A 24375-nucleotide genomic window follows, 5' to 3' on the forward strand; every position below is an offset into this window, starting at 1 on the left:
GGGTGGTGATGGCGGTGGGGTTTGGGGTGGCGACGGTGTTGGTGTGAGGGCTAGGACGTCTGATGAGGTGAGGCAACTTCAATGGAATCTGCTCCAATCGAAAGGGCATCACACATGACTTCTTCGCGACCCATCAACTACGAGAAGTACTTGCACTCCGCCAAATGGCACAACATCTCGGCTGCCATGAAGAAGTACGCCAACTTCACCTGTCAAAGATGCAAGAAGGTGTTTCACCCCGGGGAATTGGATGTCCACCACCTCAACTACGACAGACTTGGCAATGAGCGACCAAGCGACCTACAGGTTCTGTGTCATGCCGAGTGTCATCCAATTGCCGACGCACTCCGCGCAGAGCGAGTCAACAGTCATCGCAAGCAGAGGAACAGTGACGCGGCCAGCCATACGTTTCTGTCGAAAAAATACGGTGACAACTACGCCGCGTTTGCAGACGATGGAATGTATGACGAGTTTGAGCGCTGGAGCGCAAAGAAACACTTCGGGGAAACGGGCGAAGAGTGGTAGGTCAAGCCGGCACCATCTCGCGGCACCGGTCAATTAAGTCTTAGGCAGCGAGGCCAATTGACCAACTAGGATTGTTCGCCCCATCCATGGGGCTCACCCCTCCGCGCTGCGCGCTACGGGGCCAGCGCTGCGCGCTGTCCAATTTTGCTCCTGGCAAAATTGTCGAACACAGGTTCAAGTCCGGGAAGTCTCCCTGCCATACGCAAAAAGCCCGCCTTGCGGCGGGCTTTTTGCGTATGGCAGGGAGACTAGGATTCGAACCTAGATAAACAGAGTCAGAGTCTGTTGTCCTACCGTTAGACGATCTCCCTAAACCCGGACGTGGCGGCGCGCTCTGACCTGGAGCGCCGCACGTCGAAGCGCGGTTAGCGCTTCGAGAACTGGGTGGCGCGGCGGGCTTTGTGCAAGCCGACCTTCTTGCGCTCGACCTCGCGGGCGTCGCGGGTCACGAAGCCGGCCTTGCGCAGCGACGACTTAAGGCTTTCGTCGTACTCGATCAGCGCGCGGGCGATGCCGAGACGGATCGCGCCGGCCTGGCCGGTGATGCCGCCGCCTTCGACGGTGACCTTGATGTCGAACTTATCGGTGTTCTGGGTCAGTTCGAGCGGCTGGCGCACGATCATGCGCGAGGTCTCGCGACCGAAGAACTGGTCAAGCGTCTTGCCGTTGACTTCGATCGCGCCGGTGCCCTTGCGCAGGAACACGCGGGCGGCGGAGGTCTTGCGGCGGCCGGTGCCGTAATTCTGCTGAATCGCCATGATGGTTCCTTAAACTTCCAGCGCCTGGGGCTGCTGCGCAGCATGCGGATGCTCGGCGCCGCCGTACACCTTGAGCTTGCGATACATCTCGCGGCCCAGCGCGTTCTTCGGCAGCATGCCCTTGACGGCGATCTCGATCACGCGCTCCGGATGGGCGGCCAGCAGGTCCCTCAGACTGGTGGTCTTCAGGTTGCCGACGTAACCGGTGAAGCGGTGATACATCTTGTCGTCCAGCTTCGCGCCGGTGACGTGTACCTTCTGCGCGTTGACCACGACGATGTAGTCGCCGGTGTCGCAATGCGGGGTGTATTCCGGCTTGTGCTTGCCGCGCAGGCGACGCGCGATTTCGGTCGACAGGCGACCGAGCGTCTTGTTCGTGGCGTCGACCACGAACCAGTCGCGCTTGACGCTTTCTGCCTTGGCGCTGAAAGTTTTCATTTCGAGATACCCGTCTGCCGCCGGCGAGGGCGGTTGCACAATAATCGGTGAAGCAAAGGCGCGAGATGATAGCGGAGCCGTCATCACTGGCGCAAGTCCACCGACAGGTGGCCTGTGAGCTGGCAATGATAGCATGCGGCGCCCGACGCTTGCATAGTCCCCGAACCTGCGTCGCCGCCCGTCACCGGAGGATCGCCCATGAATGCCCGCACGCTCAGCCCGCTGGACCGCCTGCTGGCCGGCATCGAACGCGCACTGGAGACGGTGGCCGGCGCGCCGGAGGCGAATCGCCCCTCGCCCGCGCACGGTGTCGTCCACGCAGAACTGGACGACGCCGAGCGCCGCCACGCCGCCGGCCTGATGCGCGTGAACCACACCGGCGAGGTCTGCGCGCAGGCGCTGTATGACGGCCAGGCCGCGTTTGCGCGCCACGCGGAGAACCGCGAACACCTGCTGCACGCCGCCGCCGAGGAAACCGACCACCTCGCCTGGTGCGGCGAGCGGCTGCAGGAACTGGACAGCCGCCCCAGCCTGCTCAACCCGCTGTGGTACGCGGGCAGCTACGCGATCGGTGCGCTGGCCGCACTGGTCGGCGACGCGGTGAGCCTGGGCTTCGTGGTGGAAACCGAGCGCCAGGTGGAAGCGCACCTGGCCGAGCATCTGGAACGACTGCCCGCGCAGGACGAACGTTCGCGCGTCGTGCTCGCGCAGATGCAGGCCGACGAGGTGCGCCACGCGCAGGCCGCGCAGGCGCGCGGCGGCATAGCCCTGCCGTTCCCGATCCCGCAACTGATGCAGGCCAGTTCGATGGTGATGAAGACGGTGGCGTATCGGGTTTGAAGCCCGCCGCTCAACCGGCAAGCAACGGACCGACCTTCCGCTCCAGCAACGCCACCAGTTCAGGCTGCATGTAGCCGTAACGATCCGGGATATCGAGGCACACCACCCGCCTGCCCTTGAGCTGGGCGCCGAACTTCCGCACCAGCCGCACCTTGTGCTGGCGCTCCATGACCACGATGAGGCCGGCCCAGTCCACCTGCGCCGCATCGAGTATCGCCTCTGCGTCAGGCGCCAAGCCGGCGGAATCCGTTTCCACGCCGGGCACGCTGGCGAACACAGCCTCCGCCGAGGGACTGCGCAGGCGATTACGACTGCAGACGAATAGAACGCGCAGCGCCATGGACAAGGAAAAGCCCGCCTTTCGGCGGGCTTTTCGTCACATCAGGTTGCGGCCGTGGAACAGCTCCTCGATCTCCCGGCGCAGCAGCGACTCGATGCGCTGGCGTTCCTTGAACGAGAGATCGTCGGCGTGGGCCTCGAACAGGTAGGTGTCGAGGTCGAAGTCCTTGATGTGCATCTTCGTGTGGAACATGTTTTCCTGGTACACGTTGACGTCGAACATCTCGTACTTCTGGCGGATGTGCCGCGCCAGGTAGTCCTGCACCGAGTTGATCTTGTGGTCGATGAAGTGCTTCTTGCCCTTCACGTCGCGGGTGAAGCCGCGCACGCGGTAGTCGCACACCACGATGTCCGACTCGAAGCTGTCGATCAGGTAGTTCAGCGCCTTCAGCGGGGAGATCACGCCGCAGGTGGCCACGTCGATGTCGGCGCGGAAGGTGGCGATGCCGTTGTGGGGGTGCGTCTCGGGGTAGGTGTGGACGGTGATGTGGCTCTTGTCCATGTGCGCCACCACCGCGCCGGCGATGGAGTCGCGGCCCAGCTTCTCGACGATGGGCTCCTCGGAGATCAGGATGGTCACCGAGGCGCCCTGCGGATCGTAATCCTGGCGGGCCACGTTCAGGATGTTCGCGCCGATGATCTCGGCCACGTCGGTGAGGATCTGGGTGAGGCGATCGGCGTCGTATTGTTCGTCGATGTATTCGATGTAGCGCTGGCGCTGCTCTTCCGACACCGCGTAGCAGATGTCGTAGATGTTGAAGCTCAGGGCCTTGGTGAGGTTGTTGAAGCCCTGCAGGCGCAGGCGCGGAAGCGGCTTGACCACGGCGACTCTCCATGACCGGATCACGGTCAGCAGATGAGGCGGGTTAGCACCAAGGGTCCCCGCGGGAATTCGGGTGGCGGGGACCCTTGTCTCCCGCGACCCGGCGAACGGCCCGCGGCCATGGGCCGAGGGCGAAAGACTGCGAAGTATGGGGCAAAATCGGGAAAAACTGAACCTGCGTCAATTCATCCGGGTTTGCCATAATGGGGGATCGGGGAGGGTCGGGGCCGAACTCGCGGCAAGCCGGGGCGCTCGCCAAGGCCAGCCCCGAGCGCAACGATGACCTGCCGGATGCCGCGCAAGTTTCCATCGCTTGCGTGCGTCCCGCGTGAACCCGCCGCCGGCAACGGCGTGCGACAGCCAGCTGATCGATGCAGCCCGTCGGCCCATGGAAGGCTCGCAGGGCCACCATTCAAGGGGAACCAGACACCGTGGCGCTACTCAAATACCAGCTTCAGCAGGCCTTCGAACGTTCCCAGGCGCCACTCGCCTTCGCGCCGGACCCGGCCTCGATGGAACGCTTCCTCGCGCTCTGCCATCGCCGCCGCTACCCGAGCAAGACCGCGATCATCCGCCCCGGCGACCCGGCCAACACGCTGTACTACGTCATCGACGGCTCGCTCGCGGTGTGCACCGAGGACGAGCAGGGCCGCGAGCTGATCCTCGCCTACATCAACCGCGGCCAGTTCATCGGCGAGATGGGCTTGTTCGTGGAGCAGTCCCAGCGCGAGTCGGTGGTGCGCACGCGCACCGTGTGCGAGATGGCCGAGATCAGCTACGAGCGCCTGTTCCAGCTGATGAAGGGCCCGTTACAGGAGGAATGCCCGAAGATCCTGTTCGCGATCGGCTCCCAGCTCACCAACCGCCTGCTGCGCACCTCGCGCCAGGTGAGCCGGATGGCGTTCATGGACGTCACCAGCCGCATCTCGCGCACCCTGCTCGACCTGTGCGACGAGCCGGACGCGATGACCCACCCGGAAGGCACCCAGATCCGGATCTCGCGCCAGGAAGTCAGCCGCATCGTGGGCTGTTCGCGCGAGATGGTCGGCCGCGTGCTCAAGCAGCTGGAGGAGCAGGGCATGATCGACGTGTCCGGCAAGACCATCGTGGTTCGCGGCACGCGCTAGGCCATCACGCCCGCCGGCGGGCGAGCCGCATCACCGCTGCCTTGCCGCGCCCGCGGCGGCCGCGGGAAGGCAGGGCGACGGCTCCGGCCGGCCAAGCATGAAGCCCTGTCCGAATTCGCAGCCCATCGCCAGCAGCGACATGCGCTGCCTCGCGGTTTCGACACCTTCGGCAATCACGCTGATGCCCAGCGTGCGGGCCAGCGCGAGGATCGCCGCCACCACCGAGTCGGTGCCGGCGCCGCCGACCGCATCCAGCTCGCGCACGAAGATCCGGTCGATCTTCAGCTTGCCCAGCGGCAGCGAGTGCAGGTAGCTCAGCGAGGAATAGCCGGTGCCGAAATCGTCCAGCGCCGTCAGCACGCCTGCGGCGCGCAGGCGCTCCAGGATGGTGCGCACCTGTTCCGGATCGTCCAGTAGCGCGCCTTCGGTCAGCTCGATCAGCAGCCGCGTGGGCGGCAAGCCGCTGCGTTCGAGCAGTTGCAGCAGCCGGCGGTCGAAATGCGCATGGCGCAGGTGCTGTGGCGAGACATTGATCGTCACGAAACCCGCACCGGCATCCGGCCGCGCCATGCGTGCGCAGACCTCTTCGTAGAGCTGCCAGTCGATCGCCTCGAGCTGGCCGCAGTCCTGCGCGATGCGCACGAAATCGTCGGGCAGCAGCAGGCCACGCCGCGGATGGTTCCAACGCAGCAACGCCTCGTGGCCGACCACCGCGCCGTTGTCGAGCCGGAAGATCGGCTGGTAGTGCGGCACGAACTCGCCGTGCTGCAAGGCATGGTGCAGCTCGACCTCCAGCGCCAGCTCGTCCACCGCATTGCGGGCCAGCGTCTCGTCGAACATCACGTGGCGGCCGCGTCCCAGCTGCTTGGCGCGGTACAGGGCGATGTCGGCGTCGCGCAGCAGCGCGTCGGCCTGCACGTGGCGCTCGTTGCCGATCGCGATGCCCACGCTGGCGGAGGGCTGCAGCTCGCGGCCGCCGATCGACAGCGGCTGGTGCAGGGCTTGCAGCACGCCCTGCGCCATGCGCTCGGCGACGGCCGGCTCGGCGACCGCATCCAGCAGGACCGCGAACTCGTCGCCGGCCAGCCGCGCCACCACGTCCGGTTCGTGCACGCAGGCGCGCAGGCGGCTCGCGGTCGCCTGCAGGAAGGCATCGCCGGCCAGGTGGCCGAGGCTGTCGTTGATCACCTTGAAGCGGTCCACATCCAGATAGAGCAGCGCGCAAGGCAGTGCGCCCGACGGCTGCCGCGCCAGCCGCTCGCCCAACCGCTCGCGCAGGAAGCCGCGGTTGGGCAGGCCGGTAAGCGGGTCGTGCATCACCTCGTGGCGCAATTGCCGCTGGATCTGCTCGCGCTCGGCGATCTGCTCGCGCAACTCGCGGGTGCGCGCCTCCACCCGGTGCTCCAGCTGCAGGTTGGCCTGCAGCAGGTCGGTGGCGGCACGGCGGCGGTGGATGCTGTTGGCAATCTGCAGCGCGGCGAAGCCCAGCAGTTCCTGGTCGGCCGCGCCGAAGCGCATCTCGTCGCCATAGCCCTGCACGGCGACCACGCCGATCACCGCGTCGCCCGCGCGAAGCGGCACGCCGAGCCAGCAGGCGGACGGCGTGCCGATGTGGTGGGGCACCACCTCGCCCGCTTGCGCCAAGGCGTCCAGCTCATGCCGACTGCCCAGCCACGGCCGGCCGGTGCGCAGCACGTAGGCGGTGAGACTGCGTTCCAGCGGCAGGCTGAAGGCACTCTGTACACCGGCGTCCACGTAATACGGAAAATCCAACCGCTGCCGCTGCTCGTCCAGCAGGGCGATGTAGAAATTCGAGGCGTCCAGCAGGCTGCCCACCTCCGCGTGCACGTGCTGGTAGAACGCCTTCTCGTCGAGGTCGGCGGTGGCCAGTTCGGCCAGCCGGAACAGCACCGACTGCAGGCGTTCGGCGCGCTGGCGCTCCAGCACTTCCTGCTGCAGCTCGCGGTTGGCGGCGGCGAGTTCGCGGGTGCGCCGCAGTACCCGGCGTTCCAGCTCGTCCTTGCTCTGCTTGCGCTCCAGCGCGGTGAGCACGTGCGCGGCGACGAAGCCCAGCACCGCGCGGTCCTCGTCGGAATAGCCCACGCCTTGGCGATAGCTCTGCACCACCAGCGCACCATGCACGCGCCCTTCGCGCAGCATCGGCACGCCCAGCCAGTCCACGCTGTCCGGGCCGATCACCTGCAACGGGCCACCGATCTGGGCAGCCAGTTGCTCGGCGCTACCCATCAATGGCTGCCCACGGGTCAGCAGATACCAGGTGAGCTGGCCGCGCCGCTCCTCCAGCGGCTCCTCGCGAGCGATGTCGGGACCTTCGGCATCCACCGAGTCGGCGTAGTACAGGAAACGCAGCGTGCCGCGCTCGGGGTCGTGCCGCACGATGTAGAAGTTCTCGGCGTACATCAGCGTGCCGACGATGGCGTGGATACCGCGCAACAGCTCGGGCATGTCGAGATCGGCACCGGCCAGGTCGGAGATCGCGAACAGGGCGCGCTGCAGGTTTTCCGAGCGTTCCAACTGGCGATGCGAGCCGTGCAGCTCGGCCAGCGCCAGCAACTGCTGCAGTTGGCGACCGGCCAGCACCAGGCAAGGTTCCAGCGCCGCGGCCAGCCGCGTGGCGACTGCCGCGTCCTCCGGCGCCAGCAACAGCACGGCGGGCACGTCCGGCGCCAGCCAGATCGCGAGTTCGCCGTCGACGGCCGTCGACGCGGCCTCCTCGTCGCGCAGCAGCGCCAGCATTCGCGCCCGCGCAGGCGCGTCGACGGGGCCGTCCGCGGCACGGCACTCGCCCCGCTCGAGCCACAGCAGGCGGGCATCGCGACAGCCCACGCAGCCACGGGCCAGTTCCACCACCAGTTCGCCCACCGCCTGCGGCGTGGACGCGCCGATCAGCCGGCCCAGCCAAGCCAGCTGGTCGGTTTCGTCCGGAATCGTGACATGCGACCTGCCGAACTGGTTCATGGCGCCGATGGTTTCCCCCTGACCGATGGTAGCGCGCGACCGCGGCAGCGCACAGCATCCGCCCCGGGCACTGCCTGGCCGCCAGGAATGAGGGTTTCGATCTGGATCCTCACGGGTCCGCCGGCACCACCAAGGCCGTCTCCACACAGCCTGCTGGCGCCTGACAGACGACCTCCCCGACCTTCGCCCGCGCGCCTCGCAGGGATGGATAATCGCCGAGGAGGCGAAGGCGCTGGCCGGTCAAGGTGGCTCGCGCAGAAAAAGAATCTGTTGGTCGCCACCACCGCCGTGGCGCTGCACGAACAGCTAGAGGAGCAGGGCATGATCGACGTGTCCGGCAAGACCATCGTGGTGCGCGGCACACGCTAGGCGTGCCCCGGTGCGTCCTGCTGCACCGTGGCCAGGTCGACCGTGGCGCGCCGGGGCAACGGGCCCGGTCGCCCCAGCAGGAAACCCTGCCCGAACTCGCAACCCATCGCCAGCAGCGCATCGCGCTGCGCCTCGGTCTCGATGCCCTCGGCGATCACGCCGATGCCGAGTGCGCGGGCCAGTGCGAGGACGGCCGACACCACGGTGTCGGCACCGGCGCCACCGGCGGCGTCCAGTTCGCGCACGAACACCTGGTCGATCTTCAGCTTGCCCAGCGGCAGCGAGTGCAGGTAGCTCAACGAGGAATAGCCGGTGCCGAAATCGTCCAGCGCCGCCTGCACACCCGTGGCCCGCAGGCGCTCCAGCGTGGCACGCACCAGCACCGGGTCCTCCAGCAGCGCACCTTCGGTCAGCTCGATCAGCAGCCGCGCGGGTGGCAGCCCGCTGCGCCCGAGCAACTGCAGCAGCCGGCGATCGAAATGCGCATGGCGCAGGTGCTGCGGCGAGACATTGATCGTCACGAAGCCCGTACCGGCGTCCGGCTGCGCCATGCGCTCGCAGGCCTGGCTGAACAGCTGCCAGTCGATCGCCTCGAGCTGGCCGCAGTCCTGCGCGACGCGCACGAAATCGCCGGGCAGCAGCAGGCCGCGTCGCGGGTGGTTCCAGCGCAGCAGGGCCTCGTGGCCGACTACGTCGCCGTTGTCGAGCCGGAAGATCGGCTGGTAGTACGGCACGAACTCGCCATGCAGCAGGGCGTGGCGCAGCTCGACCTCCAGCGCCAGTTCGTCCACCGCATTCCGGGCCAGCGTCTCGTCGAACAACTCGTAGCGCTTGCGACCGCCTTCCTTCGCGCGATACAGCGCGGTGTCGGCGTCGCGGAGCAGCTCGTCGGCGCTCAGGTAGGCGCCTCCACCGATGGCGATGCCCATGCTGCCCGAAGGCGCCAGGTCGCGACCGGCCAGCTGCATGGGTGCCTCCAGTGCGTCCAGCACGCGCCTGGCCACCGCCGTGGCGGCGTCGGGCGAGGCCACCTCCTCCAGCAGGATGGCAAACTCGTCGCCGGACAGGCGGGCCACCACGTCCGGCTCTCGCACGCAGCTGCGCAGACGGTATGCGATCTCCTTCAGAAAGATGTCGCCGGCCAGGTGGCCCAGGCTGTCGTTGATGACCTTGAAGCGGTCCACGTCCAGGTAGAGCAGCGCGCAGCGGCGCTCCGGCTCGCGCTGCAACGTGATCAGCATGCGTTCCAGCCGGTCGCGCAGCAGGCTGCGGTTGGGCAGGCCGGTCAGCGCGTCGTGCATCACCTCGTGCTTCAGCTGCTCCTCGACGCGCTCGCGCTCGGCGATTTCCTGGCGCAACTCCTTGGTACGTTCGGCCACGCGCTGTTCCAGCTCTGCGTAAGCGTGCTGCAGCGATACGGCGGCGCGGCGGCGGTGGATGCTGTTGGCGATCTGCAGCGCGGCGAAGCTGAGCAGCTCCCGGTCGGCCTGATCGTAGGTGACCGACGGCGTATAACTCTGCACCGCGACCAGGCCGATCACTTCCTCGGCGACCTGCAGCGGCACGCCCAGCCAGCACACCGCCGGACGGCCGATGCGCTCCGGGTCGATCTCGCCTCGCGCGGCCAGCGCCGCCAGGTCCTCTTCCAGGGCCAGCAGCGGCCGGCCGCTGCGCAACACGTACTCGGACAGGCCACGCCCGAGCGCGCGCTCCTGCGTGCGGCGCACGCCGGCGTCCACGTAGTAAGGGAATTCCAGCTTCTGGCGGTCGGCCGAAAGCAGCGCGATGAAGAAATTCTCCGCATTGATCAGTTCGCCCGCCACCGCATGGGTGCGCCTGTAGAACTCGTCCTTGTCGATGTCTGCGGTGGCCAGCTGGGCAAGGTGGAACAGCGCCGCCTGCAGCCGTTCGGCGCGCTGCCGCTCGAGCACTTCCTGCTGCAGGTCGAGGTTGGCCGTGGCCAGCTCCTGCGTGCGACGGCGCACGCGGTCCTCCAGTTCGTCGCGGCTCTGCTTGCGCTCCAGCGCGGTCAGCACGTGGTTGCCGACGAACTCGAGCAGCGCGCGGTCCTCCGCGGTGTAACCGATGCCCTGGCGATAACTCTGCACCACCAGGCCACCATGGACCTCTCCGTCGCGCGTCATCGGCACGCCCAGCCAGTCCAGCGCGTCGGGACCGATCGGCGCGAATTCGCCGGTGATCTGCCGGCCGATTTCCTCGATGCTTCCCATCAGCGGCTTGCCGCCACTCAGCAGGTGCCAGGTGAGCGTGTCGCGCCCGCCGTCCAGCGGATGATCGACGTTCAGCGGCGGCACATCGGTGTCCTCGGTGTCGGCGTAGTAGAGGAAGCGCATCGTGCGCCGCTGAGGGTCGCAGCGGACGATGAAGAAGTTCTCCGCATACATCAGCGTACTGACGATGCCGTGCAGCCGGCGCAGCACCTCGGCCATCTCCAGCTCGGAGCCGGCCAGGTCGGAAATGGCGAACAGCGCGCGCTGCAGCGACTCGGAGCGCTTCAGCTGGCGGTGCGAGTCCTCCAGTTCGCACATCCGCAGCGAGCGTTCCAGCGCCTGGGCGATCAGCGGCAGGTAGGGGTGCAGGGCGGCCAGCAGCGCCCCTTGATCGGCGCCGCGATCCAGCTCCACCAGCAGCGTGGCGCGCCCCTCGGGCAGCAGGCGCAACGCCATCACGTCGCCGAACGACACATGTGGCAGGCCGGCGCGCTCGAGCCGGCTTCGCACCATCGTCAGCGATGGCGAAGCCGGCGCCGGTGCCGGCAGTACATGCGGCCACGCAACCTGCGCGCCCGCGCAGCCCGGCTGCGCCCGCGTAAGCGCCGCCACCACGCGCGCGACGTCGCCCGGATCGACTGCCCGCACCAGTCGGGTCAGCCAGAACGCGATCGCGCCATCTTCATGGACCGGCACGCTGGCGTGCGGGTCGTTCATGTTGCCTCCGTGGGGAGCCTCGAGGGATCCCGCTTGGCCGCCGGTTCACCCACGCGAGTGGGTCGGGAAAACCAGGGGGGATGGTGGCTCACCCCATTCCCGGCTTCGGCAGCAGCCATCTGATCTTGAGCTCCCGCCGTCCCGGATGCCATGCAAGTATCGGGCCGAAAACGCATTGCCGGTAGAATGCGGGCATGCTCACTAACCCTACCAAGGCCGCCATCCGCGCCGCTTACTCGCGCCTGAAGGACGGTCTGCCCGGCTTCCGCCCGCGCGCCTCGCAGGGAAAGATGATCGCCGAGGTGGCGAAGGCGCTGGCCGGCGCAGGCGGCGTCGCGGCGATCGAGGCGCCCACCGGCACCGGCAAGTCGATGGCCTACCTGATCGCCGGCCACGAGGTGGCGCGCGCGCAGAAGAAGAAGCTGCTGATCGCCACCGCCACGGTGGCGCTGCAGGAGCAGCTGGTGGAGCGCGACATCCCGCTGTACCTGCAGCTTTCCGGACACGTGGCGAAGGTGGCACTGGCCAAGGGTCGCGGCCGCTACCTGTGCCCGCGCAACCTGGCGATGGCGCGCAACAGCCTCGCCGGTTCAACACAGATGGGCCTTGCGGGCTTCGACGCCGACCTCGCGCTGTGGGCCAGGCCACCCGCCGAGCGCGACAAGCAGGCCTTGTCGAAACTCGCCCAGGCCTTCGACGCCGGCGAGTGGAACGGCGACATGGACAGCGCGCCCGAACCGGTGAGCGACCTCTTGCGCCCCATGCTCACCACCAGCGCCGGCGGCTGCACCAACCGCAAGTGCGGCCAGTTCATGATCTGCCCGTTCTTCGCCGCACGCCGCGCGGTGGATGACGCCGACATCATCGTGGCGAACCAGGACCTGGTGCTCGCCGACCTCACCATGCCGGGCGACGGCGACGGCGGCCCCGATCCGGCATGGGGCGGCGTGATCCTGCCGCGTCCGGACGAGACGCTGTACGTGTTCGACGAGGCCCATCACATTCCCGGCAAGGCGATCGACCGCGGCGCCGCCGAGGTGCATCTCGCCAACGCGGTGCGCCAGCTGAGCCGGCTCGGCCGCCAGGTGCATGCAGCCTATTCGCTCACCGACAAGGAAAACCTCGGCAAGCTCTCGCTGGATGCCGGCGACGCCAAGTTGCAGGAACTTTCCGACGCACTGGAGGCGCTGGAAAAGGAAATCCGCCTCGGCTGGCTGCCCGATCCCGCCGAGAGCGAACCGATGTACCGCGGCTCGCTGGGTCGCCTGCCCGAGGCCTGGGTGGAACACGCGCGCCTGCTCGGCCTGCAGGCCGGCGAAGTGCAGCGCTGGCTGGCCGCGGTGCGCCGCGCCGTGGTGGAGATGACCGATGGCGGCCCCACCCAGGAAGCGTTGTCGCGCGAGCTGGGCATCGCACTGGAGCGCGTCGGCAAGCAGGCCGCCTGCTGGCAGGCCTGGTCGGTGGACGATCCCGACCAGGCGCCGCCGTTGGCGCGCTGGGTCACGCTCACCGGCGACCAGCAACTGGTCTGCCATGCCTCGGCGGTGTCCGCCGCGGGCCTGTTGCGCAACGTGCTGTGGGGCAACGCCAGCGGCGTGGTGCTGACCTCCGCCACGCTGAGCGCGGGCGGCAACTTCCGCGGCTACGCCGACGCCGTGGGCCTGCCCGACGACGCGGTGACGCTCAGCCTGCCCTCTCCGTTCGACCTCGCCGCGCAGGCGCAACTCGAAGTGCCGGCGATGGACGCGCTGCCCGACGCGCGCGAGGAGCACGCGCAAGCGATCAGCGACTGGCTGGCCGAACACCTCGACTGGGACGCCGGCAACCTAGTGCTGTTCACCTCGCGCGCCAAGCTCGACCGCGTGCTGCAGCGCCTGCCCATCGACAAGGTACGCAAGGTGCGCGCGCAGGGCTCGCTGGGCAAGACGCAGCTGATCGCCGAGCACATCACGGACGTTGAATCGGGCCGCGGCAGCACGCTGTTCGGCCTCGCCAGCTTCGGCGAAGGCCTGGACCTGCCCGGCAAGCTGTGCGAGACCGTGGTGATCACCCAGCTGCCGTTCGCCGTGCCCACCGACCCGGTGGGCGCCACCTACGCGGAATGGCTGGAATCGCGCGGGCGCAACCCCTTCATCGAGGTAAGCATCCCCGAGGCCACCCGCCTGCTCACCCAGTACTGCGGCCGCCTGATCCGCAACGAGAGCGACAGTGGCCGCATCGTGCTGCTGGACCGGCGCGTGGTCACCAAGCGCTACGGTGCCGGGATGCTGCGGGCGTTGCCGCCATTCCGGCGCGTGATCGAGAGATAGCGCATGAGCATCCTCCGCCTCGCCGATTGCCCGGCCAAGCCATGGAAGAACGGCCTGGGCCGCACCCGCGAAATGGCCATCCATCCGTCCGGCGCGGGCATGGACGATTTCCTGTGGCGGGTGAGCGTCGCCGAGGTGGAGAGCGCCGCGCCGTTCTCCGCGTTTCCGGGCATCGACCGCGTGATCGTCCTGCTGGCCGGCGACGGTTTCACGATGAAACTCGACGACGGTCGCACGCACGCACTCACCACGCTCGGTGTGCCGTTTGCGTTCCCCGGCGAAGCCGGCGTGGACGTGGCACTGGCCGGCGGCCCCTGCCGCGATTTCAACCTGATGTTGCGCCGCGGCCGAGTGCGTGGCGGCATCGAGGTGTGGCGCACGGCGGGTGCGCGGCAAGCCGATGCCGCCATCGTGCTGGTGTACTGCATGCGCGGTCACATCGACACCGGCGACGGCGTGCTGCAGGCCGGCGACGCCTGGCGCCCCGGTTCCGGCGCGCTCGTGCTGCACGAGAACACGCTGGCGCTGGCCGTGCGCGTCGAAGCGGTTACCTGACGACCGTCACTCGTGGCGCCGGCCCGGGCTGCCTATACTCCGGCAAACCGCCCCCGGAGTCGCCTGCCATGCCTGTGCTGATCCTCGGTCTCGTGCTGTTTCTCGGCGTGCACTCGCTGCGCATCTTCGCCGACGGCTGGCGCAAGCGGCAGATCGCGCGGCTGGGCGAAAAGAAGTGGAAAGGCCTGTTCGCGCTGGCGTCGCTGGTCGGCTTCGTGCTGATCTGCTGGGGCTTCGGGCTGGCGCGGCATCATCCCGTGCCGCTGTACACGCCGCTGCCGTGGCTGGTGCGGTTGAATGCGCTGTTCACCCTGGTCGCCTTCGTGCTGTTCATTGCGGGGCGGGCACCGCGCAACAACATCAAGGCGCGCCTGCACCATCCGCAGCTGCTGGCGGTGAAGGTGTGGGCGTTCGGCCATCTGCTCGCCACCGGCATGCTGCACGACGTGGTGCTGTTTGGCGCCTTCCTGCTATGGGCCGTCGTGCTGTTCCTCGCCTCGCGCCGGCGCGACCGCCGCGAGGGCACGGTATACCCGCCCGGCACGGCCAAGGACACCGCCATCACCGTGGTGATCGGCGTGGTGGTCTGGGCAATCTTCGCCTTCTGGCTGCATGCACTGCTGATCGGCGTGAAGCCGGTGATGTAGCCTCGTGGCGACACGCCGCCGATGTGCCGAAAGCCACCTGCGCGGCGGCGGCGGATCGCGCTAAAGTGCTGTCACCCATCCCCCGTGAGGTCGTGCCATGGCCGCCTTCCTGCTCTGGTTGTTGCTGCTGGTGTTCTGCTGGCCGCTCGCGCTGCTGGCGCTGGTGCTCTATCCGATCGTGTGGCTGCTCTGCCTGCCGCTGCGGCTGGTCGGCATCACCGTGGGCGCGGTGTTCGCCTTCCTCGGCGCACTGCTGATGTTGCCCGCCCGCGCGCTGCGTGGTCGCCCGGCCTGACCACGCGGGCGTGGACAAACCCCACGCCCCTTCGTGCGAACGCAACCGCGAACCCATCCTCGAGGTCCTGCGCCGGCACTTTGCCGACCGGCGGCGGGTACTTGAGATCGGCAGCGGTACCGGCCAGCACGCCGTGCATTTCGCCGCCACCCTGACTTGGCTGGACTGGCAATGCTCGGATCGCGCGGAGAACCTGCCGGGCATCCGCGCCTGGCTGGACGAGGCAGCGTTGCCGAACACGCCCGCACCGCTGCAACTCGACGTGGCCGGGCCGTGGCCATCCGGTCCGTTCGACGCGGTGTTCAGCGCCAACACCTTGCACATCATGGCCTGGCACGAAGTGGAGGCGCTGTTCGCGCAGCTGCCGGCCGTCGTGGCCGACGGCGCGCGGCTGGCGATCTACGGCCCGTTCAACCATGGCGGCCGCTACACCAGCGACAGCAATGCCGTGTTCGACCAGTGGCTGAAGGCGCGCGACACGCACATGGGCATCCGCGACGCCGAGGCCGTGGACGCGCTGGCCATGGCGGCGGGCTTCGCGCTGGTCGACGACGTGGCTATGCCGGCCAACAATCGCTGCCGCGTGTGGCGCCGCGGCCGGCGCTGAACTCTGCACACCGCCGCCGGACCGGGTACAAAGGCCGCATGAAGGCGATCGACACGCTCACCCCCTGCCCCTGCGGCAATCCCGCCGGCTACGCCGCCTGCTGCGGCCCGCTGCATGACGGCAACGTGGTCGCCGCCAGCCCCGCGCAACTGATGCGCTCGCGCTACAGCGCCTATGTGCTCAAGCGCGAGGATTACCTGCTCGCCAGCTGGCATGCCGACACCCGCCCCGCCTCGCTGCGGCTGGCCGCGCAGCAGCCCGCGCCGACCTGGCTGGGACTGGACGTGCGCCGCGAGCAGTGCATCGACGATGCGCATGCGGTGGTGGAATTCGTGGCCCGCTACCGCCTCGGCGGCGGCCGGGCGCACCGCCAGCACGAGATCAGCCGCTTCGTGCGCGAAGCGGGCCGCTGGTACTACGTCGACGGCGAGCTGATGTAGGAGCGCACCCTGTGCGCGATGGCTTTTCGCTCTGATCGAAGCATCAAAGCATTCGCGCACAGAGCCTGCCCCGGACTTGATCCCGGGGTGCGCTCCTACAGACCTAAAAACCCCGCACGCCGGCGACGCGCAGTTGTTCGGCCAGAACACGCACCTCCGGATGAGCGAAGAAGGTGGCCAGTTGCCGGGCATGTGCCGCACTGGCGCCACGCGCACGCCAGTCGCCTTCGCCCAGCGCCGCCAGCGTGGCCCAATCGCCACCGGCATCCGCCGCGTCATCCGGCGCGCCGAGCGCATGCAGCCAGTCGCCGAACGGTCGCCCGCGTGCATCGGCAAACGTCCGCGTCAATGCCGTCACCCGACTCGTACCCAGACCCTGCACCGCGGCGAGTTGCTCGGGCGTCAGCGTCAGCCAGTCCAGCAGGCCGTGAACCAGGGTGGCATCCACCAGCGCTTGCCAGGTTCCTGCGCTGACGCCGCTGAGCCGCAAGCCTTGCCGGCCGCCCAGCCAGACCAGTCGCGCCTGGAATTGCTGTTCGCAACCCGGCGCAGTCTGCCAGCAACTCAGCGGGCCGTAGCGCGCGGGATCGGGCGCCTCCACCGCGGCCCGTTGCGCGGTGCGCCAGGCCACCGACTGCAGGCGCGGAATGGTGAGCCCCGCCAGCGCCACCTCGACCTGGTCGCCGGGGCGGATGTCCAGCGCCTGCCAGCGCTTGAAGGAACCCACGCTGACGCGTTGCACGCGATGGTCGTCCAACTGCACCGACGCCAGTTCCAGCACCGGTGTGATGCGCCCGCTGCGGCCAATGGTGAAGTTCACCGCACGCACCTCGGCCAGCGCGGAGGCGGCCGGATATTTCCACGCCACTGCCCAATCGGGCGGCTGTGCCTTCCAGATGTCGGCCGCCGGACGATGGCCCTGGCGCAGCACCGTGCCGTCGGCGGCGAACGGCAACACGTGGCGATACCACTGCTCGCGCCAGCGCTTCACCTCGTCGAGGCTTGCCACCGGCTGCGCAAGCGCCGCGCTGTCGGCGAAGCCCATCGCGGCAAGGCCGGCCAGTCGCGACGGCATGTCGGCCGGGCCGCTGGGCCAGTCCCACACGAACAGGCCGATCTTCGCGGCGGTGGCGGCATCCAGCGTGTTGCGCGCCAACGCGCCGGCCACCGCCGAACGCGCGTTGACGCCGCCGTCCTCGGCCTGCATGTGGCCGGGCAGGCGCCACACCAGTTCGCCCTGCAGCACCACGCGGGCCGGTGCGTGCGGCAGGTGCTTGGGTATCGCGGCGATGGCCTGCGCCAGCGCGGTCCAGTCCGAACCGTGCAAGCCGTCGCCACGACTGCTGGCCTGGCGCAGGCGGCCGTGTTCGTAGAGCAGGGTGACCGCCACGCCATCCGCCTTGGGCTGCACCCACAGGTCGCGGTTGCCGCGCGCATGCATCCACGCCTCGACCGCGGCGGCATCGGGCAACTTGGACAGCCCGGTTTGTGCCACCGGCGAACCGACACGGCCACCGGCATCGCCCAGGTGCGCCAGCGGCGCTGGCGCCTGCTCGGGGAAGCACTGGCTCCACGCCGCAAGCTGCTGCTCGGCCTGGTCGTAAACGGCGTCGCTCACCGGTGAGTGGCCATCGACCCGATAGGCGTGGTTCCAGCCGTCGAGCCTGTCGTGCAGCGCAGCCAGCTCCCGGCGGGCCTGTTCGGGCGACCAGCCGGGGCAGTCTGCCGCATGCGCGAGACCGGCACCCGACATGACCAGCAGCAGCAACAGGCAAACCGTGCGCATGTGACGCTCCCACCGTGGATGGCGTCGTCGACGCTAACCGTGCCACCGCACGGCGTCGGACAGTCTCGCGCGCGCCAGCATGTAGGCGCGGGGCGTCAATCCGCGGCGGCGCGCGGACCGAAGCTCAGCCGGCGTTCACCGAGGAAGCGCCCTTCGGGGCCAAAGCGGCGCTCCTCGATCACGCCGCGCCCATCATGGGCGATCGCCACCACGGTGCTTGCGCGGGTGCCGTAGTCGGTGCCGCGGATGAAGGCCGCGGACAGCCAGCGCTCGCGCTCCAGCCCGATGCCGGTGTCGGGCAACTCGGCATCCGGCGCCTGCCGCTCGTCGGCGAGTGCGGCGAACAGCGGCGCGAAGTCGTCCGCGTCGCCGGTCCCGGTCCATGCGGCGAGCCGCGCCATCAGCGCACGCGTCTTCGGCCACGGCGTGTTGAAGTCGGCATTCGACAGGCCGTGCACGCCGGGCCTCACAGCCTGCGCGCGTGCCTCGGGACGGTTGCCGAGGTAGAACGCGGCGTGCGCATCGAAGGTGAGCAGGTTGAAGGGGCGATAGCTCGCCGCCGTCGCCAGCAAGGCCTGCGCATGCGCCGTGGCGTCGTCGGCACCCACGAGATAGTCGGTGGCGAGCAGGCCGCGCGAGGCGCCCAGCTGCGGATCGCGCGGGTCGCGCACGTTGGTGACCACGCAACAACGCCCGGCGTCGGTGACGCCCAGCCAAGTGCCGCCGGCTTCGAGGTCGCGGCCGCCGGTGATCGGCAAATCGTCCCAGCGCGCCAGCGGCGCACTGGGCCGTGCGTGGAGTTCGTCGCGGTTGCCGGCCAGCACGAGGCGCCAGCGCGGATGGGCCTGCCAGGCGAAGGCGATCAGGCACATGGCTCAGGCCACCTTGCGCGTGGAGGTACGGCGTGGACGCGATGTCGCCTTGTCGCGTGCAGCGACAGCGTCCTTGCGCAGGCATTCCTCCAACCGGGTCAACGCGGGCAAGTGGGTGGTGCGCAGCATCACCAGCGCGGTCTGGATGCGTGCGAGTCGTGCAGGCATTTCGCGGACGGAAAGCGTGCCGCGTTGCGGATAGGTCTCCAGCACCGAACGCGGCACCAGGCCCACGCCCACACCGGCCGCCGCCGCGGCGAAGATGCCGTGGTAGGAGGCGAACTCCAGCACGCGCGCCGGCACGATGCGCTGCGCGTCCAGCCACTCCACCAGCCGCCGACGATAGATGCAGCCCTGGCTGTGGTAGACCAGCACGGTGCCGTCGGCCAGCCGCTTCGGCTCGGTCAGCATCACGCTGTCGCGCGCGCCGACCAGCACCAGTTCCTCCACGTACAACGGCACGCTGCGGAAGCGCTCGCTGTCGACCTGTTCGCCCACGATCGCCGCGTCCAGCGCGCCGCCCTGCACGTCGGCCACCAGGCCGCGCGAGGAAGCGGTGTGCAAGTTCACCCAGATCTGCGGGTGCGCGCGGTGGAACGCCGCCAGCGGATACGGCAACCGGCTCGCCGCCACGCTCTCCATCGAACCGAGCCGCAGCGCGCCGCCGGTCTCGCCGCTGCGCACGGCCACGCGGGCCTGCTCGGCCAGTTCCAGCATGCGCCGCGCGTAATCCACCAGTTCCTCGCCCGGCGCGGTGAGCCGCAGGCGCTGGCCCTCGCGATGGAACAGCTGCACGCCCAGCGAGGTTTCCAGTTGGTGGATGCGACTGGTGATGCTGGACTGGGCACGATGCAGCTTGGTCGCCGCGCGGCCGATGCCGCCGGCCGCCACCACGGCCTGGAAGGTTTCGAGCGCGCGCAGGTCCATGTTCGATTTCCTCGATGGCTTCATTCGCAATTATTCGCTTTATACGATGATACGCCGCGTCTAGCATGGCTGCATCCTTGCCGGAGCACGCCCATGCGCCCCCCTGTTCCGCTCACCTTCGCCGGCATGACCGTGCTGGCCCTCGCGCTGGGCATCGGGCGCTTCCTGCTCACCCCGCTGTTGCCGCTGATGCAGGCCGATGCCGGCCTGAGCCTGGTCGGCGGCGGCTGGCTGGCCTCGATCAACAACATCGGCTACCTGCTGGGTGCCCTGCTGTGCACCGCACTGGCGCTGCCGCAACGCGCCAGTCTGCGCGGCGGGCTGGTGCTGGTGGCGCTGGGCACGCTGGGCATGGGCCTGGCACCCTCGCTGGCGCTGTGGCTGCTGTGCCGCTTCGTGGCCGGCGTGGCCGCCGCGATGCTGATGGTGCACGGCATCGCCTGGTGCAGCGCGCATCTGCGCGCGCACGGCCGGGTGGGCTTGGAGGCCGTGCTGTACAGCGGTCCCGGCGTCGGCATCATCGCCAGCGGCACGCTGGTGGCCGCGCTGCACGGCGCGGAGTTGGATTCGGCGCGCTGGTGGCTGGCGTTCGGCGTGGCCAGCCTCGTGGTCACCGCGCTGATCTGGCGCACGCTGGACGCAGCCGCCGCCCCGGCCATCACGGCGGCGAGGGAGGATGGTGTGCGCGGCGCCGGCCCCACCTGGCCGCTGGTGGCGATCTACGGCCTGTTCGGTTTCGGCTACGTGATCCCCGCCACCTTCCTGCCACTGATCGCCGACGCGCAGCTGCATCTGCCCGCGCTGCGCGAATGGTTCTGGCCGCTGTACGGCGTGGCCACGGTACTGGCCACCCTGTTGCTGGGTGCGCTGCCGGCGCCGCGCAGCAACTATGCGGGGCTGGCCGGCTGCTGCCTGTCGATGCTGCTCGGCACCGCGCTGTGCCTGTACTGGCCCAGCCGCGCCGGGCTGGCGCTGGGCACCGTGCTGGAAGGCGCGGCGATCACGCCGGTGGTGATGTTCACCATGCGCGAGGCGGCATGGCTGGCGCCGCGCGATCCCACCCGGCTGATCGGCGCGCTGACCGTGGCCTTCGGCATCGGCCAGATCGTCGGGCCGCCGGTGGCCGCCACGCTGGCCGCGCATCGCCACGACTTCGCCGCGCCGCTGGAACTGGCCGCACTGGCAGCTGTGCTGGCGCTGGCGATCGCGCTGTCGCGGCTGCGCCGCGGCGGCAAGCTCAATGCGCCGCGGCGTGCCGAAGTTGCTGATTCGTCTTGCGCACCGTCTCCACGAAGCCCGCGAACGGAATGTCGGTGATGCCGACCAGGCCGAAATGTCCGTTCTCGCCGTCGAGCAGCCGGCCGGTGACCGGTTCGTCGACGTATTCGAACCAGTGCGCGCCCACGATGTCCGGATCGCTCGCCGCCGCCTGCAGGTAGCGTGCATAGGCCGGGCCACGCTGCGCTTCGTTCCACACGCTCACCACGCCCTTGCCGAACGGGCCGCAGTCGCCGGAGCCGAAGTGGAATTCGGAAATGATCACGGGTTTGTCCAGCCTGCGCATCGCCGCGGCGTCGAAGCCGTGCTGCGGCTCGTCGGCGTAGATGTTGAAACTCACCACGTCGCAGTACCTGGCGCAGGCCGCGATGGCTTCCGGCGTGCTGACCGCGAAGCGGCTGCCGAGGTAGAGGTGGTGCGGGTCATGGCGGCGGATGGCGGCGGCGACGATGCGGAAGAATCGTTCGGCATAGCGGGTCAGCCATACGCTGTAGTCGGCGGCGATGGCGGGATGCGCCTCGCTGGGCGCGGGTGCCGGGAAGTTGGCTGCATCCAGCGCGCTCCATGACGACAGGGCGATGCCCCATGCAGCGGCCAGCTTGTCCGGCGCGCCGTACTCCTTCTTCAGTTCGGTGATGAAGGCCTGCTTCGCATCGCTGCTCGCCTCGCCGTGCAAGGTACCCACGGCCAGCGCCCAGCGGCCCTGCGGCCCGTAAGCAGCCCACGACAACTCGTTGTCGGCGAAATAGCCCAGCAGCCAGGGATCGTTGCGCACGCCTTGCGCGGCTTTCGCGGCCGCTGCGTCCGCCGCCTGTGCAAAGCGCGGATCGAAGGGGTCGGGCATGCGCCCCCACCAGTCGTAGCCGGTGGCGACGTTGCCGAACTCGCCGCGGATGTCCAGCTCGCGCGTGTACGGCAGTTGGTGCATCGCGCCCAGCGCCGGATCGCTCCAGTTGGCGATGGTGTTGAAGCCCCAGCCCTTGAGCCGCACCAGCGTGCGTGCGCGCCACGCCGTGAGCCAACCCTTGCCGTCCACCCGGTACAGGTTGGCCGCATAGAAGTCGAACCATTGCCCGTGGTCGCAGCAGCGGCCGGCGCCCGCGCCCTGCTGCGCGTTGCGGTTGTCGCCCGCGCCGTAAAACGCGGCCCAGACGCCGCCGTCCGCCGGCAGGTCGCGGAACATGGATGCGCGACCCTGCACATAGGTGCGGGTGTCGTCGGCCTTCACCGTGTTCACACCCAGCGAAAAAAAGCCGTGGCCGTCCGGCGTGACCAGCCACCAGCGGCCATCCGCCTTCTGCGCATGGAACCATCCGGTCTTCTGCAAACGGACGTCCATACGTCCACCGTAGCGATCTTCGCCGCTGGCCGACGCGACGGGCGGCGCCTGCTTCACGGCGGCACGCAGCGCGGCATCGTCGGCGACCTTCTCCGGCCAGTCTTCGCGCGTGGACTGGCCGTAGCGATCCACGATGCCGGCGTAGGCGTCGTGCAGCGCGGCCTCGCCCGGCAGCACATCCATCCGGCCGAACAGGATGGCTTGCGCGGCCTGCGGCGCGGGCATGGCGAGGCGCACGTCGCGCACGGCGGAAAGGTCGAGCTTTCCCTCCACCGTGGTCGCCACCAGCAGGCGCCCACCGCCATCGTCGAACGGCCGTGTCGGCCCGGCCTGCATGCCGAAAGCCAGCGGCGAGACGGCGCGCAGCGGAACCGCCAGGGTTTGCGCGGGGCCGGCGGGCAGATCCACCACGGCATGCAGGTGCTGTTTCGCATCCGCGCCGTCGATATCGACCACCAGGGTCACCGCCCACGGCATCGCGTTCTGCACGCGCAGGCGCAACTCGCCCTGCCCCTGCCAGTTCCACGCGCCTTGCGCGGGCCTGACCACGATCTGCGGCTGCGCGCCAGGCTGGAAGGTGTAGCGCTGCTGCTTCACGCCGTCCCGTGCGGTTTCCGTGGCCGCGGCGCGCACGACGTGCTGCAGGTCGGGACGTGTCGATGCCGCCGCCAGGTCGGCCACTTCCGCCGCCATCAGGTGGCCGGCGAACAACGCCGCGACGGCGAACAGCCAGACTCGTTTCATGGCACGCTCATGACGACCGGGAGGCGTCCAGTATGCCTCGCCCCGACTGAAGTGCGATCAAGCCGCGCGCAGCTGCCAGCGCCGCCACAGCCAATACACCGGCGCACCGAGCGCGATGATCAGCAGGCTCATGCCCGCGTCGTGCGGCGAGGCCACGGCGGTGGCGACGATCACGCCCAGTACCGTGACCACGAACACCAGCGGCAGCAGCGGGAACAGCGGCACGCGGTACGGCGCCGGCTCGTCCACGAACTTCCAGCGGTACCAGAACAGCGTGCCGATGCCGAACGCGTGACCCAGCCACTCGCCCACCGTGGTGTAGTCCACCAGCTGGCCGAAGTTGCCCCACAGCATCAGCACCACCGTCCACGCGCCCAGCAGCGCCAGCGCCACCTGCGGCGCGCGCGTGCGCGGGTCGATGTAGCCTACCGCGCGGAACAGCATGCCGTCCGCGCCCATGGTCTGCAGCACCCGGGCGCCGCCGGCGATGGCGATGCTGCAATAGCCGAAAGTGGAACAGGCAATGCCGACCGCCATCACCTTCGCGCCGGTTTCGCCGAACAGGCGGCGCATCAGGTCGGCCGCTGGTGCCTGGCTCGCGGCCAGCCCTGAGTGGCCCAGGCCGGTCAGGTAGGCGATGTTGGCCAGCACATAGGCCAGCACCACGCCCAGCATGCCCAGCAGCAGGGCGCGCGGCAGCGTGCGCTGCGGGTCGCGCACCTCGCCGGCGAGGTCGTTGAGGTAGTGGAAGCCTCCGTAGGTGAACAGCACCGGCAGCAAGGCACCCACGAAGGCGCCGCTGGGCACCGGATGCGCGGTATCCGCCGCCAGCACGCCGCCCAAGTGGCCGTGCGCCAGCGCCAGCCCCACCGCCACCAGCAACGCGATCGCCGCCAGCTTCAGCACCGCGAAGACGTTCTGCATCAGCGCGCCGGCGCGGATGCCGAACAGGTTCACGCCCACGATGAACACGATCGCCGCCACACCCACCGGCTTCACCCACAGCAGCGGCAGGTCCACCGCCTTGCAGAAGTAATCGGCGAACGTGGTGGCCACCGCTGCCACGCTGCCGGGGTAGTTGATCAGCGCCATCGTCCAGCCGAACAGGAAGGCCGGCAGCATGCCGAAGGCTTCGCGCAGGTAGAGGTAGATGCCGCCCGCCTGCGGCCGCCGCGAGCCGAGTTCCGCGTAGCACAGCACGCCGGTGAGCGTCAGCAGGCCGCCCAGCACCCACAACGCCAGCAGCGGCAGGCCCGATGACGTGCGCTCGGCCACCGTGGCCGGCGTGCGGAAGATGCCGGCGCCGATCACGCCGCCGATCACGATCATCGCGCCGTCCCACACGCCAAGGCGGCGCAGGTACGAAGGGGAGCTGTCAGTCGTCGTCATCCGGCAACCTTGGCATGGCGGACGGGGGTTCGACCAGTCCC

The 24375-nt window shown here is 69.1% G+C and carries 21 protein-coding genes and 1 tRNA gene; 10 read left to right on the plus strand and 12 right to left on the minus strand.

The window, feature by feature from the left end:
- Positions 1–114 precede the first annotated feature (114 nt).
- The gene (locus B0E52_RS13905) at positions 115–525 is read left to right on the plus strand and encodes a hypothetical protein (RefSeq protein WP_077484756.1); all 411 of its coding nucleotides are present in this window, start codon (positions 115–117) and stop codon (positions 523–525) included.
- Positions 526–762: 237 nt separating this feature from the next.
- Here the strand turns inward: B0E52_RS13905 and B0E52_RS13910 are convergent.
- The 3 genes from B0E52_RS13910 to rplM form a co-directional block, all read right to left on the minus strand.
- Positions 763–836, minus strand: a tRNA-Gln gene (locus B0E52_RS13910).
- Positions 837–890: 54 nt separating this feature from the next.
- Positions 891–1283, minus strand: a complete 393-nt coding sequence (gene rpsI, locus B0E52_RS13915; RefSeq protein WP_077484758.1) for a 30S ribosomal protein S9 — start codon at positions 1281–1283, stop codon at positions 891–893.
- A 9-nt stretch (positions 1284–1292) separates the two neighbouring features.
- Positions 1293–1721 carry a 50S ribosomal protein L13 gene (gene rplM / locus B0E52_RS13920; protein WP_077484760.1) on the minus strand — a complete coding sequence of 143 codons (429 nt, stop codon included), beginning with the start codon at positions 1719–1721 and terminating at the stop codon, positions 1293–1295.
- A 198-nt stretch (positions 1722–1919) separates the two neighbouring features.
- Here rplM and coq7 point away from each other — a divergent pair, with 198 nt between their 5' ends.
- Positions 1920–2561, plus strand: a complete 642-nt coding sequence (coq7, locus tag B0E52_RS13925; protein WP_077484762.1) for a 2-polyprenyl-3-methyl-6-methoxy-1,4-benzoquinone monooxygenase — start codon at positions 1920–1922, stop codon at positions 2559–2561.
- 10 nt (positions 2562–2571) lie between these two features.
- Here the strand turns inward: coq7 and B0E52_RS13930 are convergent, their stop codons facing one another.
- Together B0E52_RS13930 and speD are read right to left on the minus strand one after the other, a co-directional pair.
- On the minus strand, positions 2572–2901 hold the full coding sequence (locus tag B0E52_RS13930) for a low molecular weight protein tyrosine phosphatase family protein (RefSeq protein ID WP_077484764.1): 330 nt from the start codon (positions 2899–2901) through the stop codon (positions 2572–2574).
- Between the two features lie 36 nt (positions 2902–2937).
- Positions 2938–3723, minus strand: coding sequence for an adenosylmethionine decarboxylase (gene speD / locus B0E52_RS13935; RefSeq protein ID WP_077484766.1), 786 nt, complete (start codon positions 3721–3723; stop codon positions 2938–2940).
- Between the two features lie 431 nt (positions 3724–4154).
- Here speD and crp point away from each other — a divergent pair, with 431 nt between their 5' ends.
- Positions 4155–4850, plus strand: coding sequence for a cAMP-activated global transcriptional regulator CRP (crp, locus tag B0E52_RS13940; RefSeq protein WP_077484768.1), 696 nt, complete (start codon positions 4155–4157; stop codon positions 4848–4850).
- Between the two features lie 30 nt (positions 4851–4880).
- Here crp and B0E52_RS13945 read toward each other — a convergent pair whose 3' ends face one another.
- On the minus strand, positions 4881–7829 hold the full coding sequence (locus B0E52_RS13945; protein ID WP_077484770.1) for a GGDEF domain-containing protein: 2949 nt from the start codon (positions 7827–7829) through the stop codon (positions 4881–4883).
- A gap of 365 nt (positions 7830–8194) precedes the next feature.
- Positions 8195–11146 (minus strand): EAL domain-containing protein, encoded by a 2952-nt coding sequence (locus B0E52_RS13950; protein ID WP_077484772.1) that lies wholly within the window; start codon positions 11144–11146, stop codon positions 8195–8197.
- A 194-nt stretch (positions 11147–11340) separates the two neighbouring features.
- On the opposite strand from B0E52_RS13950, the gene dinG reads away from it, so the two are divergent.
- From dinG to B0E52_RS13980, 6 genes are all read left to right on the plus strand, one after another.
- Positions 11341–13455, plus strand: coding sequence for an ATP-dependent DNA helicase DinG (dinG, locus tag B0E52_RS13955; protein ID WP_077484774.1), 2115 nt, complete (start codon positions 11341–11343; stop codon positions 13453–13455).
- Between the two features lie 3 nt (positions 13456–13458).
- Entirely contained in the window at positions 13459–14010 is a 552-nt protein-coding gene (locus tag B0E52_RS13960; RefSeq protein ID WP_077484776.1) for a HutD family protein, read from the plus strand.
- A 68-nt stretch (positions 14011–14078) separates the two neighbouring features.
- Positions 14079–14657: an NnrU family protein gene (locus B0E52_RS13965; protein ID WP_077484778.1), complete on the plus strand. Its 579-nt coding sequence runs from the start codon at positions 14079–14081 to the stop codon at positions 14655–14657.
- Positions 14658–14754: 97 nt separating this feature from the next.
- Entirely contained in the window at positions 14755–14952 is a 198-nt protein-coding gene (locus B0E52_RS13970) for a hypothetical protein (protein ID WP_077484780.1), read from the plus strand.
- A 10-nt stretch (positions 14953–14962) separates the two neighbouring features.
- Positions 14963–15559, plus strand: coding sequence for a DUF938 domain-containing protein (locus B0E52_RS13975; RefSeq protein WP_077484831.1), 597 nt, complete (start codon positions 14963–14965; stop codon positions 15557–15559).
- 38 nt (positions 15560–15597) lie between these two features.
- Positions 15598–15999, plus strand: a complete 402-nt coding sequence (locus B0E52_RS13980; RefSeq protein ID WP_077484832.1) for a YchJ family metal-binding protein — start codon at positions 15598–15600, stop codon at positions 15997–15999.
- Between the two features lie 103 nt (positions 16000–16102).
- Here B0E52_RS13980 and ligB read toward each other — a convergent pair whose 3' ends face one another.
- From ligB to B0E52_RS13995, 3 genes are all read right to left on the minus strand, one after another.
- Entirely contained in the window at positions 16103–17785 is a 1683-nt protein-coding gene (gene ligB / locus B0E52_RS13985) for an NAD-dependent DNA ligase LigB (RefSeq protein WP_077484782.1), read from the minus strand.
- A 95-nt stretch (positions 17786–17880) separates the two neighbouring features.
- The gene (locus B0E52_RS13990; protein ID WP_077484784.1) at positions 17881–18657 is read right to left on the minus strand and encodes an NRDE family protein; all 777 of its coding nucleotides are present in this window, start codon (positions 18655–18657) and stop codon (positions 17881–17883) included.
- 3 nt (positions 18658–18660) lie between these two features.
- The gene (locus B0E52_RS13995; protein WP_077484786.1) at positions 18661–19584 is read right to left on the minus strand and encodes a LysR substrate-binding domain-containing protein; all 924 of its coding nucleotides are present in this window, start codon (positions 19582–19584) and stop codon (positions 18661–18663) included.
- A gap of 93 nt (positions 19585–19677) precedes the next feature.
- Between B0E52_RS13995 and B0E52_RS14000 the strand changes: the two genes are divergently transcribed.
- A complete protein-coding gene (locus B0E52_RS14000) occupies positions 19678–20901 on the plus strand; it encodes a YbfB/YjiJ family MFS transporter (RefSeq protein ID WP_077484788.1) in 1224 nt (407 codons plus the stop codon).
- Here B0E52_RS14000 and B0E52_RS14005 read toward each other — a convergent pair.
- Together B0E52_RS14005 and B0E52_RS14010 are read right to left on the minus strand one after the other, a co-directional pair.
- Positions 20822–22945 (minus strand): beta-galactosidase, encoded by a 2124-nt coding sequence (locus tag B0E52_RS14005; RefSeq protein ID WP_077484790.1) that lies wholly within the window; start codon positions 22943–22945, stop codon positions 20822–20824. The genes B0E52_RS14000 and B0E52_RS14005 overlap by 80 nt on opposite strands.
- A 57-nt stretch (positions 22946–23002) precedes the next feature.
- Positions 23003–24334: an amino acid permease gene (locus B0E52_RS14010; RefSeq protein WP_077484792.1), complete on the minus strand. Its 1332-nt coding sequence runs from the start codon at positions 24332–24334 to the stop codon at positions 23003–23005.
- Positions 24335–24375: the final 41 nt, after the last annotated feature.

Origin of the sequence: Rhodanobacter sp. C06 (assembly GCF_002001105.1) — a bacterium.
In the GTDB taxonomy this organism is placed as follows: domain Bacteria; phylum Pseudomonadota; class Gammaproteobacteria; order Xanthomonadales; family Rhodanobacteraceae; genus Rhodanobacter_A.